This window comes from Nocardia rhamnosiphila NBRC 108938 (assembly GCF_000720425.1).
Lineage (GTDB): Bacteria > Actinomycetota > Actinomycetes > Mycobacteriales > Mycobacteriaceae > Nocardia > Nocardia rhamnosiphila.
Genome location: NZ_JOAJ01000001.1, coordinates 614966 through 628783, shown reverse-complemented (window position 1 = coordinate 628783; position 13818 = coordinate 614966). Strand labels below are relative to the sequence as shown.

Below are 13818 nucleotides of genomic sequence, written 5' to 3'. Positions count from 1 at the left end.
CCACGACCCGGTTAATCGGTCTCGAACCGGAAAATTCCGTCTTCGGAGATCACCACGGACTCCCCTGCCGTCTCGGCCGCGAGCAGGCGGGCCACGGCCCCGGGTTCCACGGTGGATGCCAGGGTCCGGCCACCGTCCGGCGTGCGTGCGGCGAGGAGGCCACGTTCGGGCTCACCCGCACGGTCGTAGACCACGGTCCACGCTTCGGCCGTCGCGGGTCCGGTGTATCCGGGCTCCGCGCGGACGGTCGGTTCACGATCCACCGCGACCTGGACATCGTCGCGGCGGAACCCGGCCCGCGGCGGTTCGGTGCGGTACACCCCGAACGCGTGTTTGGTCAGATAGCCGCTGTTCGCGGTCACCAGACCGTAGGTGCCCGGGGCTTCGCGCAGGCGGGTCGCCATGGCCGCGATCGCGTGGGTGCTGTAGTTGTTCCACGGACCACCCGCGAACGTCAGCCCGCCGGTGACGGTCAGCGACCGGCTCGGATCGTCGGTCGCCAGGCCGAGCTCCCGGGCCGCCACCTGAACGGCCGAGGGGAAACACGAGTAGACGTCGATATGGGTGAGATCGTCGAGCCCGACCCCCGCCAGCTCCAGTGCGCGGGCACCCGCGAGGCGGATGGCCGGGGACCGGTCCAGGGCGCCGCGGGCGGCGATATCGCCGGTGTCGTGGGCCTCGGTGCCGGACTGCGGGAACACCCAGTTCTCCCGGGCGATACCGAGTCTCGTGGCCGTCTCCACCGAGCACAGCAGCAGCGCGGCGCCCTGCTCGACCATATTGTTCGAGTTCATCAGCTTGGTATAGGGCGCGGCGATCCAGCGGTTCGCGGCGCTGGGCGTCGCGATCTCCGCGGCGGTGTGCGCACGCGGCGTCCAGGCATACGGGTTGCGGGCGGCGACCTCGCTGAACCCCGCCCACAGCGCGCCGATCGCGTCGCGATGTTCGGCGATGGACCGGCCGGCGCCGAGCCGCAGTGCCTGTTCGAACAGGGGGTAGATATACGCGGGTCGGTCCAGCCCGGCCCGCATCTCGGTCTCCGAACGCATCGGCACCTCGGGAACGAGGATCGGCGCGGCCGGTACGGATTCGTCCTGCACCGTCCAGTCCGGTCGGATCCCTTCGGCGCGCAATTTCATCCGGGTCCGCCACGATTCGGCACCGCCGATCAGAACGACATCGGTCCGTCCGGCCGCGATATCCTCGGCGGCCGCATTGACCAGCACCTGCGGGGTGCTGCCGCCGCTGCCGGTGTATCCGGTATGCCGGGGTTCGGCGCCGATCCGGTCGCCCACCAGCGCACCGGGGTCGCGGTAGCGCCACGACAGCAGCCCGACGATCCGCACCGAGTCGACGAGTTCGAGCAGTTTCGCGCTGCCGGCTTCGTCGGCCGCACGCCGTGCCGCGTCGGCGATCAGGTCGACCGGTTCGCGGCCACCCGCGCGGTCGCTGATCTGACCGCCGCCGACGAGTACCGGGGTCCGTGGATCCAGGGTCACGACCGCACCGCCTCGAGAATCCGCTCCCGGGATTCGGGCCGGGGCCAACCGCCGAGTATCAGTGTGGTCAGGCAGGTGGGTTTCCAGCGTTTCACGATGTCCTCACAGATCTTGTCGACCGGTCCGATGAGCGCGACATCCTCCACCATTTCCGTCGGCACCGCCTGCGCCGCGTGGTCGGTCCGGCCGCTCAGGTACAGCTTCTGGATTTCGGCGCAGACATCGCCCCAGCCCATCCGGACGAACACGTCGTTGTGGAAGTTGGCTTCCTTCGCGCCCATCCCGCCCGCGTACAGCGCGATCACCGGTTTGAGCCGGTCCGCGGCGCGTTCCACATCCTCGTGCTCGACCAGCCAGCAAATATTGGCCACCTCGAAATCCTCGGCCCTCCGGCGCGCTCCGGGCCGGGCGAAGCCGTCGGCGAGCGCGGCGCGGTAGAAATCGTCGGTCTTCGGGGAGAACCACAGTGGGGTCCAGCCGTCCGCGATCTCGGCGGCCAGGGCCACATTCTTGGGGCCCTCGGCGCCGAGGTAGACGGGAATGTCGCGGCGCAGCGGATGCACGATCGATTTCAGCGGTTTACCGAGTCCGGTGCCGTCCGGGTACGGGAGCTCGTAATGCCGGCCCTGGTACGTCACCGGTTCTTCCCGTGCCCACACCGCGCGCATGATCTCGACGTACTCGCGAGTGCGTTCCAGCGGCCGCGGGTACGGGCGGCCATACCAGCCCTCCACCACTTGGGGGCCGGACGCTCCGATGCCGAGGATGAGCCGGCCGCCGCTGAGGTGGTCGATGGTCTGCGCGGCCATTGCCAGCGCCGTCGGCGTGCGGGCCGAGATCTGGCACACCGAGGTGCCCAGCGCGATCCGCTCGGTGCTCGCACCCCACCAGGCCAGCGGTGTCAGGGCATCGGAACCGTAGCTTTCCGCGGTCCAGAAACTGTCCACTCCCAGCGCCTCGGCCTCGGCGATCGTCTGCGCCATCCGCCGCGGCGGCCCCGCGCCCCAGTAGCCGGCCGCGATTCCGACCTTCATCCTCACCACCTGCCGTTCCGGCGTTTCGTCACAGCTGTCGTCCTCTCAGTGATTGCGGTAGACCGGCGGGCGCTTCTCCAGGAAAGAGTGCACGGCTTCGCGGTGGTCCTTGGTCATGGCGCTGAGGATCTGGGTGCGGTTCTCCAGGTCGATCGCGGCACGCAGACTGGGCACCTCGAGGTTGGACCACATCACCTCTTTCGTCATCCACACCCCGAACGGGCTGTTCCCGGCGATGACCTCGGCGGTGTCCAGTGCCACGTCGAGCAGGCGCTCCGCGGACTCCACCGATGAGACGATCCCGATGCGCTCGGCTTCGGCCGCATCGACCGATCGGCCGGTGAGCAGGATCTGCGCCGCCCGGGAGAAGCCGATCATCCGCGGCAGCAGCCAGCTCACCCCGATATCGCAGTTCGACAACCCGCGCTTGATGAAGGAGGCGTGCAGCGCGGCGGTATCGGCCATGATCCGGATATCGGCCATGAGCGCCAGCGCCATGCCCCCGCCCGCCGCGGCGCCGTTCACCGCGGCGATCACCGGCGCCCGCACACCCCGGAACGCCTCGACCAGCGAGGCGATGTGCTGCTGCACCCGGAGCCCGGCCTGCGGCCGCCCCTCTCCCTCCGCCGCACCGGGCGGCGTGCCGTAGCCGCGCAGATCCAGTCCGGCACAGAACGCCTTGCCGTTTCCGGTGAGCACCAGGGCACGGACCTCGGAATCGGTGCGCACCTCGGCCAGTACGCCGTGCAGTGCTTCGATGAGATCGGTGTTCATCGCATTGAGCGCCTCGGGACGATTCAGGCGCACGAGCAGCACACCCGGCCGCGGCCGCTCGGTCTGGATCAGGTCGGACATGTATCGCATCACCTCGGACGGTCGGCACAGCCCTTCCATCGGGTCGGGCAGTTGCGACTAAAGCTAACGCCTTTAGATTAATTCCTCAAGGCCCGCACCACTCCACGCGCCGCGCGACAGCGCTCCCGGCAGTGATCGCACAGAGGACCGGCCGCCACCCGCCCGGCCGGGCGAGCACCGCATCACGTCGAACCCGCACAGCACCTCCAACGGGCGGGCATCGACAAACTAAAGCTAATGACTTTAGATTAATTATCGGAGATGTCACCGCCCGGGAAGCAGAGGTAAACCATGGCCGAAGCGCACGAACTACAGGGGAAGGTCGCCGTCGTGACCGGTGGCGCGAGCGGTATCGGCGCCGCGACCTGCGCCCTGGTGGCCCGCCGTGGTGCCCGGGTGGTGGTCACCGATATCGACGACGACCGTGGTGAAACGGTGGCCGCCGGCCTGGGTGAACACGGCTGCTACCTGCACACCGATGTCACCCGCGAGGACCACCTCGCCGCCGCCGTCCGCACCGCCGTCGACCGCTTCGGAAGACTCGACGCGATGATCAACAACGCCGGCCGGGTCGGCGCGTGGACCTATCTCGCCGGTACCACCACCGAGGAGTGGGACAACTCCTTCGCTGTCCTGGCGCGCAGCGCTTTCCTCGGCACCAAACACGCGGCGCGGGTGATGCGCGACCAGGGCTTCGGCGCCATCGTCAACGTCTCGTCGGTGGCCGGTGTGCGCACCGGATTCGGGCCGCATCCGTACGGCGCGGCCAAAGCGGCCGTCCTCCAGCTGACCCGCAGTGCGGCACGGGAACTCGCCGAGCACCGGGTCCGCGTCAATGCCGTCACCCCGGGCGGGGTCGCGACCCGCATCGTCGGTCATGGGGCCGGTTTGGCCGGGCCGGATCTCGACGCCGGCGTCGACGAGGTCCGCCGCGGACTTCGGAAATTCCAGCCGATCCCCCGAGCCGGCGAAGGCGACGATATCGCCGCCGCCATCGCCTATCTCGTCTCCGACTCCGCCTCCTTCGTCACCGGCCAGAATCTCGTGGTCGACGGCGGGCTCACGCTCGGCAAGGCCTGGCCGGGCAACTACCGCGCCGAAGCCGAGGCGACCGCGACGCGATCGCACATCGGCTGATTCGGCGGGTACTCACCCGGCCACCGACACCCGTCCGGGTACGGTCACGCCGGTTCGGCGGCCTGCACCGGCGGGTGCGCCGCGGCCGTACCGGACGGCTTCCGCGGAACCGACGACACCAGCACCGCGGCCGCCACACCGGCGCCCGCGAAGGCGAAGTAGGCCCAGTTCGCGCCGAGTGCCGAATCCATGATCAGACCGGTCAGCACCGGCCCGAAGACCCCGCCCAGCCGGCCGAGACCCACCGCCAGGCCGAGCGCCGTCCCGCGTGCCGCGGCCGGATAGTAGACCCCGACGAACCCGTAGACGCTAGACCGGGCCACCCAGCCAGACCCCGACCTCCTCGCCGGATACATGCCGGCCCTCGTCGCTCACCAGGAACGACACCGTGGCGGCGATCGACTCCGCGGGAATACGGGGCCAACTGGCCGCCAGCGTGTTCACCGCGTCCGGACCGCCGGAGGCGATGATGTCGGTCTCGACGAATCCGGGCATGACCGCGTTGACGGTGATGCCCCGGCGGGCGACCTCGAGGGCGAGGGTGCGGGTCATACCGAGCAGGCCGGCCTTCGCCGCGGCATAGGCGCTCATGGTGGGGGCGGGCCGGCGGCCGCCGGACGGGCTGCTGACGAATATCACTCGGCCCCAGCCGTTGTCGTACATGGCGGGAAGGGCGGCGTGGGTGCAGTAGAACGCCCCACTCAAGTTGACACCGATCACCCGGTCCCACTCTCGGGGTGACTGTTTGCGCGCGGAGCCGGCGAGGTTCATTCCGGCGTTGTTCACGAGCACGGTCGGCGCGCCCAGTTCGGCTGTGGTCACGGTGATCAAGGCGGCTGCCTGTTCGGCGTCGGAGATATCGGCGCGGACAGGTACCGCCCGGCCGCCGGAGGCGGTGATCTCGCGGGCCACCTCTTCCGCGTGTGCAGCGCTCGACGAATAGTTGACCGCGACCGCGAACCCGTCGGCGGCCAGCCGCCGGGAGATCGCGGCGCCGATCCCCCGGCCGCCACCGGTGACGACCGCGACCCCCCGGTCTTGCGTAGCTTCCGTTCCGGCGTCCTGGGCGGTCATTCGCTCGACCTCGTATCCGCCGGCGCCCGGTCCGCGCGCAGCACTTCGACATTGATTCCGGTGAGATGGGATTGATTGCTCAGGGCGTCGTACCCCGCCCGGCCGGTGGGCGCGAGGTGGTTCGCGTTCACGCCGGCCTTGTGCCGGGCCACGCCGAGGCCGCGGGCGCGATGCTGACCCCAGCCGTGGGTCATGGCGACGACGCCGGTGCGTAGTGATTCGTCGTACTGCAACTCCGCCTCGACCGCACCGTATCGATTCCGGACGAGCACCGAATCGCCTTCGACCAAACCCCGGTGCCGTGCGTCCCGCGGATGCATCCACAACGGGTTGCCCCGGTGGATGCCCTGGTCGAAGACCGGGAGGTTGTGCAGCCAGCTGTTGACCATATGGTGTGTCCGCCGGGTGATGAGCTTCAGCTGATCGGGCTTTTCGGCCGCCAACTCGGTGAGGATCGCTTCCGCGGTGTCATAGGAGCGGCCGAACAGCTCCGGGCAGCAGTCGATCAGGCCGTCGTCGTGCTGCACCGCGATATCGAAAACGTGCGCCGGGTCGGCCTCCGGGAGGACCTGGGTGCCGCACGGCAGCTCGGCGAGCCGGTCCAGGCTGGTACCGGCGTCGCGCAGGACGGCATCGACGGGCGCGAAGGGGTCCGGGTCGGGGTCGTCGAGCAGCGTCGGGACGCCGAGTTCCTCCTGGATACGCGAGAGGATCCACCAGTCGTCGCGCCGCTCACCCGCGGGTTCGACGACGGCGGGCGTGTATTGCACGTACGGTTCCAGGGCCACGCCGAGGGTGTTGAGGAAGTTGATATCGGCATGTTCCAGCCAATCGGTCGCGGGCAGCACGTAATCGGCCATCTCGCCGGTGACGGTCCGGTACAGATCGATCGTGACGAGGAGTTCGAGCTTCTCGAACGCCCGGCGCAGCCGCTGTTCGCCGCCCACCGAGAGCAGCGGGTTACCGGAGACGACGATCAGGGCGCGGACCGGTTCATCGGCCTGTTCGATGAACTCTGGCAGCAGGGCCGCCGGTAGATCACCGCTCACCGTGCGGAGTTCGCCCAGCGGGCTGTCGAAGTACGGATCGGTGCGGCGCCGTGTGGACCCCCGGACCGCGTCGGCGATGCCCCGGGAGTAGATATTGCCGCCGCGCCGGCCGAGGTTCCCGGAGAACAGGCTGATCATGGTGAGCATCCAGTACGCCGGCGCGCCCAGCCGGCCCTGATTGACGCCGGTCGCCATGTAGACGCTGGCGCTGGGGGCGGCGCAGAGGTCGTCGGCGACCCGGCGGATCACCGCCGCGTCGATACCGGTCACGCCGGCGACCCGGTCGGGCGGGTAGCGGCGGACGAAGTCGAGCAGGCCGTCGATATTGCGGGCATGCCGGGCGACGGCGCCGTGGTCGTAGCCGATCCGGAAGACGATCTCGTGCAGCAGCGCGGCGAGGAAGAAGAAATCGGTATCCGGCACGATCTGCAGGACGTCACCGGTGTCCGGGGCCGAGGATTCGATGCGGCGCGGGTTGACGAAGAGCACGGTCCCGCCGCGCGCCCGCACGGCCCGGATCTTGGCCATCGGATCCGAGATGTGCAGCAGGGTCATATGGGACACTGCCGGGTTGCTGCCGAGGCACAGAAAGTAGTGGGTGTGCAGCAGATCGGGAATCGGATGGGCCATCGCGGCGCCGTAGACGGCTTCGCTGGCGGCGTATTTGGCGGACGTGTCCTGAGTTCCGGCGCTGAACCGCATCCGGGTATCGAAACCGCGCGCGATCCGGGCGGCATTCGCGTAGTAGGCGCCGTTGAACGCGGAGGGATTGCCCTGATAGACGGCGAGAGCGTTGCGGCCGTGGCGTTTTCGCAGCTGCTGTACGCGGGCCGCGATCTCGCCCACCGCGACATCCCATTCGACCGGCTCGAATTCGCCGGAGCCGGCGCTGCGTTTCAGCGGACGATCGAGGCGGTCGGGGTCGTCGTGCACCTGGAGGTAGTGCACGCCTTTGTGACAGCAGAACCCTTTGTGCACCGGGTGTTCGGCGTCGGGACGCAGTCGGGTGACCTTACCGTCGTGCACCTCGGCGAGCAGGCCGCAGCCCGGTTCGCAGATACGGCAGAAGGTGTGGATCTGATCGGCGGCCACGGGTTCACCGCTCGCCGCGGTCGGCGGCGGCGACCAGCGCGGCCTGCACGCGATCGACGATCTTGACCCGGGGCCGTCCCGACTCCTGCCCACGCCGGCGCTCGTATCGGTCGATCGCCCGCCAGTCCGCACCGCTCAACGCCTCCGGGCACCGTTCGCGAAGCAGTCCCGCGAACTCCGCGGTGCCCGCCACCGGGGCGGGCAGCCGGCCGTGCCGGTGATCCTCGACCAGCGCCGCGACCGTTTCCGCGGCGCAATGCCGGTTGGTTCCGATGACACCGGTCGCGCCGCGCTTGATCCAGCCGGCCACGTATTGGCCGGGGACCGGTTCGCCGCTGTTCGGATCGATCACGCGACCCGCCGCATGCGTCACCGTCCCGGTGGTCTCGTCGAACGGGAGACCGGCGATCGGCAGCCCCCGGTAACCGACGGCTCGGATCACCAGCCCGCACGGGATCGTTTCGCTCACCCCGGTTTCCGTGCCGCGTACGCCCAGCGCCTCGGCGCGCTCGACGCCGTCCACCGATACCGGCGTGTACCCGAACCGCAGCACGATCCGCTTGTTTCCCGGCTTCGGCCGCCGCCGGGCGTACTCGGCCAGCACCCGGGTCTTCATCGGATCGCCTGCTGTCACGGCGACCGGACCGTCCACCAGGACATCGACCCCCGGCAGCGAATCCAGCGCCAGCAGTTCGGGAGTCGTACAGGCCGCGGACTCGGGACCGCGCCGGCCGAGTACGACCACCTCGTCCACCGCACTGTCCGCCAGCGCCGTCAGGGCGTGATCGGCCATATCGGTGGCGGCCAGCGTCGCGTTGTCCGTGACCAGGATGCGTGCGATATCCAGGGCGACATTGCCGGTACCGATCACCACCGCGCGGCGGGCCGACAGGTCGAAGGTGCGGTCCGCATGGTCGGGGTGGCCGTTGTACCAGGCCACGAACTCGCGTGCGGAATGGCTTCCCGGCAGGTCCTCGCCGGGAATACCGAGCCGGCGGTCCCCGGCGGCACCGGAGGCGTGGATGACGGCGTGGTGGTGCTCCAGCAGCTCGGCCACGGTCACATCCCGCCCGACCTCGATACCGAGGTGCATGGTGAATCCATCCCGGCGGGCGGTGCGGGCGAACACCCGGTCGACGGTCTTGGTGCGCCAGTGATCGGGTGCGACGCCGAACCGCACCAGGCCACCGGCCACCGGCAGCCGTTCCAGCACAGTCACATCGGCGGCGATATCGCGGCGGGCCAGCAGTTCCTCCGCGGCATAGAACGCGGACGGGCCGGAACCGACCACGGCCACCCACAGCGGTGCCGCGTCGTCGCGGCCGGCGGTCGCCAGGGACAGCGGTAGCGGCTGGACGTGGGCGCCCGGTGCCGCCGTACGCGGATGACGGGCGAAGTACTCCGCGGTCAAGTCGCGGTACGGCTGCTGGTCGGGGCGCAGCGAGTCCGCGGCGGCGATGGCGTCCACCGGGCACACATCGGCGCAGGCACCGCAGTCGATACAGGTATCCGGATCGATGTAGAGCATCTCGGTGGTGTGGTACTCACGTTCACCGGGCGTGGGGTGGATACAGTCCACCGGGCAGACCGCCACGCAGGTCGCGTCGTTGCAGCAGTTCTGGGTGATCACATAGCTCATCGGGGATCCTCCTCGCGGCAGCGGGTGACGGTGACCGGCACACCGTTGAAGATCGGCGCCGCGGTCAGCGGTTCGAGCGCGGCGGTATCGTCCACCAGCGCGTTGTAGTCGGCGCCGGGCGCGGCAGCCGAGCGGGTGGTGCGCAGGCCGGGGCCGCGATGCCCCCAGCCGTGCGGCATGCTCACCACACCGGGCCGCAGGGCGTCGTCGAGGCGCAGTTCCGCGGTGACCGAGGTGACCGGTGAGGTGACGAGCACCCGGTCGCCGTCGACCAGGCGGTGCCCGGCCGCGTCGCCCGGGTTCATCAGCAGCGCGCACTGACCGTCATCCGGTTGCGGCAGGGCGTTGTGCAGCCACGAGTTCATCCCGCGGCGCTGGCGCCGGTTGATCAGCAGTAGTTCCGGCACCGGGCGCACGAGACTCGCCCGCAATCGGGGGATATCGGCGACGATCATTTCGGGTACCAGATCGATCCGGCCGCCGGGTGTGCGCAGCACCTCCGGCAGCCGCGGACGCAACGGTCCGTAATCGATACCGTCCGGATGGGCTTCCAGCAGTGCGAGGGTCAGCCCGCCGGGCTCCTCGCCGAATCGGTCACCGTAGGGGCCGCTGCGCAGCCGCAGGTCCAATAGCCGCTGCGGACCGCGACGACCGGCGGTCGACGCATAGGCCCGGTCCGGTGCGACTCCTGCCAGCTTCGACGCGCGGCGTGCGGCGACAACCGCAACCTCGTCGTCCAATTCCGCTGTCGTACGCCCGGTTTCACCCTTAGCGAGCGCGGCCAGCCGCAACAGGATCTGCCATTCGGCGAGCTCGCCCTCGCCGAGATCGAGCAGCGGCGGGGTATAGCGGGCGACATTGCGGACCTGGAAATGAGCCAGCGTGACATCGTGATGTCCCCGGGTCGCCAGCGGCGGAGGCGGCAGGATCACATCGGCATGGCGGGTGGTCTCGTTGACGTAGCAGTCCACCGACACCATGAATTCCAGTGCCCGCAGCGCCTCTTCGACATGCGCGGTATTGGGCAGCGACCGAGCGGGATTGCCCGCCACGGTCATCAGGGCACGAGTCCGTCCCGGCCCGGAGTCAGGATCTCCTCGGCGAGGCAGACCGCGGGCAGTTCCCCCATGGCTTCGGGCAGCCCGCGGACCCGAGACCGCCACCGGCCCACCATCGGCCGCGCGGTGGATATCGGCCAGGTGTTCGGCCCGCCGCCGGGGGGCAGGGCGAACATCGCGCCGCCGGGACGGTCCAGGTTCCCGGTGACGATGGTGAGCACCTCGACCAGCCAGTTCGCGAGGGTACCGAATTCCTGCATACAGCTGCCCATCCGGGAGTGCGCCACCGCCGAATCGGCCGCGGCGAAGCCCCGGGCGACCCGGCGGATCAGCTCGGGCTCGACACCGCAGGCGGGGCCGACATCCTCCGGCGAGAACTCCCGCGCCAGGTCCAGTACCTCGGGCAGCCCGTCCACCTGCTCCGGTATCCGCTCCGGCCGCACCGCACGCTCCGCCGCGAGTACCGACAGCACACCGAACAGGAAGAGCGCGTCGGTCCCCGGCCTGATCGGTACGTGCAGATCGGCGAGCGCGGCGGTATCGGTCCGCACAGGATCGACCACGACCAGCGTGCCACCGCGGGCGCGCAGCCGGCGCAACCGCTCGGCCATACCGGGCGCGGTGATCGTACTCCCGTTCGACACCACCGGATTCGAGCCGAGGATCAGCAGGTGGTCGGTGCGGTCGATATCCGGCAGGCTCAGCCCGAGCCCGGTGCCGTACAGCAGGATATGCGCCAGGTTCTTGGGCCAGGTGTCGACGCTCGCCGGTGAATAGATATTGCGAGTGCCGAGGGCCGCGATCAGTTCGCCCAGATAGAAGGTGGTGTCGAGATGATGCGCACCGGGGTTGCCGTGGTAGATCGCGCAGCTGCCCGGATCGCCGCTGACGTACTCCGGCAGCCGGCGGCCGATCTCGGCGAACGCCTCATCCCATGTCGCGGTGCGGAACTCGCCGCTCGCGGTGCGCAGCAGCGGGGTTCGCACCCGGTCCGGATCGGATTCCAGCGCGCCGAGCCCGAGGCCCTTGGCGCAGCTGTGCCCGGCGCTGAACACATCGCGGGGATTGGGCGTGACGCGGCTGATCCGACGGTCGTCGATATCGACGAGCAGGCCACAGGTCGATTCGCACAGCGGGCAGATCCGATACGCGGCGCGCACGGTCGTCATCCGGCCTCCGGGTTCGGTCGGGGCGCCGGTTCCACGGAGACCGGTATCGCCGTCATGGTCGGCATCGCGTTGATCGCCTGCGCCCCGGCGGTTCCGGTGAGCGCGTTGACGTTCACACCCAGCTCTTCTTCCGGGTCGAGCGAGCCGAAGCAGTGGGTCATCGTGACGGTGCCGGGCGAAACCGTGGCGTCGGCGCGCACGGTGGTGCGCACCCGGCCGGCCGCGGAACGGACAGTAACCGAGGCGCCGTCGCCCAAGCCGAGCGCGGCGAGGTCGGTGGGGTGCAGTGCCGCCGGGTTGGTGGCACCGGGCACCAACCCGGGAACACGAGTGCCGGTGGAGTTGATCGCTTCCCGGATCCGGCGCACTATCAGGCGTAATGGGAAGCCGGGTGCCGGCACGGACTCGGTGAGCGCGTCCCGCAGCTCGGCCCGGACATCATCGGGCATGGTGCGCAGGCGGTGACCGGCCGCGCCGGGCTCCGGGGGCCCGACCAGCGCGCCGGACGGGCCCGCGAGTACCCCGTGCGGTGCGCCGGTGAGCTCGCCGAACGGCACCCGCCCGCGTTCGGCCAGCATGGCCAGCAGTTCGTCCGCGGTGGGCGGCCGCCGCGGATCGAGGATCCGCCCGGCGAATTTCACCGGCCGGCCGGAGGCGGCGGCGAGGTCGAAGAAGAACCGCCAGTCGTCGATCACTCCCGGCGGCGGCTCCAGCACCGGCGGTGTGTACTGGGCGAACGGTCGCGGGAAGAACGGTTCCATGATCGCGGTGTGGTCGGCGCGCTCGTACATCGTGGTCGGCGCGATCACGTAGTCGGCCAGGCGGGCGGTGTCCGAGAGCCGCGGGTCGATGCATACCAGCAGGTCGAGCGATCGCAACGCCCGCAGCGTTTTCGCCCGGCCCGGTAGCGCCGCCGCGGGGTTTCCGCCGGACACGATCAGCGCGCGTACCCGGTCCGGGCCAGGGGCCAGGATCTCGTCGGCGAGGACACCGGACGGCAGTTCACCCCGGATCGCCCGCACCCCGGCCCGGCTGCGAAAGCCCTGGACAGAATTCCGAGTAGGGGGCGCGACCTCCGCACGGGCCGGGATATGACGGGTGAGCACGGCCCGGTCGTCCGCGCGCTCCCCCTCCCGCAGGTAGCGACCGCATACGACGTTCAATGCCGCGACCAGATGTTCGGCGAGATTCGAATGCGGTCCCATGCACACCCCGGTGCCGGTGGTGGCCATCCCGCGCTGCCCACCGGCGAAAACGCGTGCTGCCGCGGACAAGTCGTCCTCGGGTACACCGCAGATCCGGCGGACCACCGCGGGCGTCACCGGCGCGACCGCCGCGGCGAGTGCGGGCAGATCCGCGACGTAGCGGGCGCAGAAATCCGCGTCGTGCCGCCGCTCGGTGAGCACCAGCCGCAGCAGTCCGGCAAACAGCACGGCGTCGGTGCCGGGTCTGGGTGCCAGGTGCAGATCGGCCAGGGCGGCGGTTTCGGTGCGGCGCGGGTCCACCACGATCAACCGCAGACCCCGGGCGCGGGCGGCACGCACGGTGACCGAGGGGTTCTGCACCACCGCGCCGTCGCCGTCGCCGCCGTTTCCGGAGACGATCGGGTTGGTTCCGGCCAGCAACCACACATCGGCGTCCTCGAACCGCTGCCTGCCGCCGAGGTAGGTGCCCATCCGCTCGGCCACCACCCATTTCGCCGACTGGTCGACGGTCATGGTGGAGAACAGCTTGTGCGAACCGGTCCCCCGGAACCAGGCGCGCGCCAGCATCGGTGTGAGCGCCGCGAAATTCTGCTGGGTCCCCATGAACAACGCCACCGAGTCGGGGCCGTGCCGAGCGACGAGGGCACCGAGCCGGTCGGCGATCTCGCGCACCGCCACCACGGCCGGCACCGGCGTGTGCTGCCCGGTGCGGGTACGGCGGAACGAGGTGGTCAGCCGGTCCGGTCCGTGCGCGAGGTCTCCGGCCCGGCGGCCTTTGGGACACGAATAACCGCCGGAGATCGGGTGTCGCGCATCGCCGAGAACACGCTGCACTCGTCCGCCCTCGATATCGAGGAGCACCCCGCACGAAGAGGCGCACAGGCGGCAATAGGAAATGCGGCGCTCGGTGGTTTCACGCGCGGGTGCCACGGCGGCTACTCCTTCCGGATGCCTGCGGACCACCCGGCCCGCACCGCTCCGGACCGGGCCGGAGCACCGGCATCTCC

The 13818-nt window shown here is 70.1% G+C and carries 9 protein-coding genes and 1 pseudogene; 1 reads left to right on the top strand and 9 read right to left on the bottom strand.

What is annotated here, in order from left to right:
• Positions 1–11 precede the first annotated feature (11 nt).
• The 3 genes from IG75_RS0102955 to IG75_RS0102945 are packed head-to-tail and all read right to left on the bottom strand — an operon-like array spanning position 12 to position 3388.
• Entirely contained in the window at positions 12–1499 is a 1488-nt protein-coding gene (locus IG75_RS0102955; protein ID WP_030519574.1) for an acetyl-CoA acetyltransferase, read from the bottom strand.
• A complete protein-coding gene (locus IG75_RS0102950; protein ID WP_030519573.1) occupies positions 1496–2533 on the bottom strand; it encodes an LLM class F420-dependent oxidoreductase in 1038 nt (345 codons plus the stop codon). Before IG75_RS0102950 ends, IG75_RS0102955 begins: the two co-directional genes overlap by 4 nt.
• 45 nt (positions 2534–2578) lie before the next feature.
• On the bottom strand, positions 2579–3388 hold the full coding sequence (locus IG75_RS0102945) for an enoyl-CoA hydratase/isomerase family protein (protein WP_030519572.1): 810 nt from the start codon (positions 3386–3388) through the stop codon (positions 2579–2581).
• Between the two features lie 291 nt (positions 3389–3679).
• Between IG75_RS0102945 and IG75_RS0102940 the strand changes: the two genes are divergently transcribed.
• A complete protein-coding gene (locus IG75_RS0102940; RefSeq protein ID WP_030519571.1) occupies positions 3680–4525 on the top strand; it encodes a glucose 1-dehydrogenase in 846 nt (281 codons plus the stop codon).
• A gap of 44 nt (positions 4526–4569) precedes the next feature.
• Here IG75_RS0102940 and IG75_RS0102935 read toward each other — a convergent pair whose 3' ends face one another.
• From IG75_RS0102935 to IG75_RS0102910, 6 genes and pseudogenes are all read right to left on the bottom strand, one after another.
• Positions 4570–4848: an MFS transporter gene (locus tag IG75_RS0102935; RefSeq protein WP_030519570.1), complete on the bottom strand. Its 279-nt coding sequence runs from the start codon at positions 4846–4848 to the stop codon at positions 4570–4572.
• Entirely contained in the window at positions 4835–5599 is a 765-nt protein-coding gene (locus tag IG75_RS0102930; protein WP_030519569.1) for an SDR family oxidoreductase, read from the bottom strand. The genes IG75_RS0102935 and IG75_RS0102930 overlap by 14 nt, the downstream gene beginning before the upstream one ends.
• Positions 5596–7740 (bottom strand): molybdopterin-containing oxidoreductase family protein, encoded by a 2145-nt coding sequence (locus IG75_RS0102925; protein ID WP_030519568.1) that lies wholly within the window; start codon positions 7738–7740, stop codon positions 5596–5598. Before IG75_RS0102925 ends, IG75_RS0102930 begins: the two co-directional genes overlap by 4 nt.
• A 4-nt stretch (positions 7741–7744) precedes the next feature.
• On the bottom strand, positions 7745–9379 hold the full coding sequence (locus IG75_RS0102920; protein ID WP_030519567.1) for a 4Fe-4S binding protein: 1635 nt from the start codon (positions 9377–9379) through the stop codon (positions 7745–7747).
• A pseudogene (locus IG75_RS35965) lies at positions 9376–11606 on the bottom strand (molybdopterin-dependent oxidoreductase). The gene IG75_RS0102920 and the pseudogene IG75_RS35965 overlap by 4 nt, the downstream one beginning before the upstream one ends.
• Entirely contained in the window at positions 11603–13741 is a 2139-nt protein-coding gene (locus tag IG75_RS0102910; protein WP_156058599.1) for a molybdopterin-containing oxidoreductase family protein, read from the bottom strand. Before IG75_RS0102910 ends, IG75_RS35965 begins: the two are co-directional and overlap by 4 nt.
• Between the last annotated feature and the right edge of the window lie 77 nt (positions 13742–13818).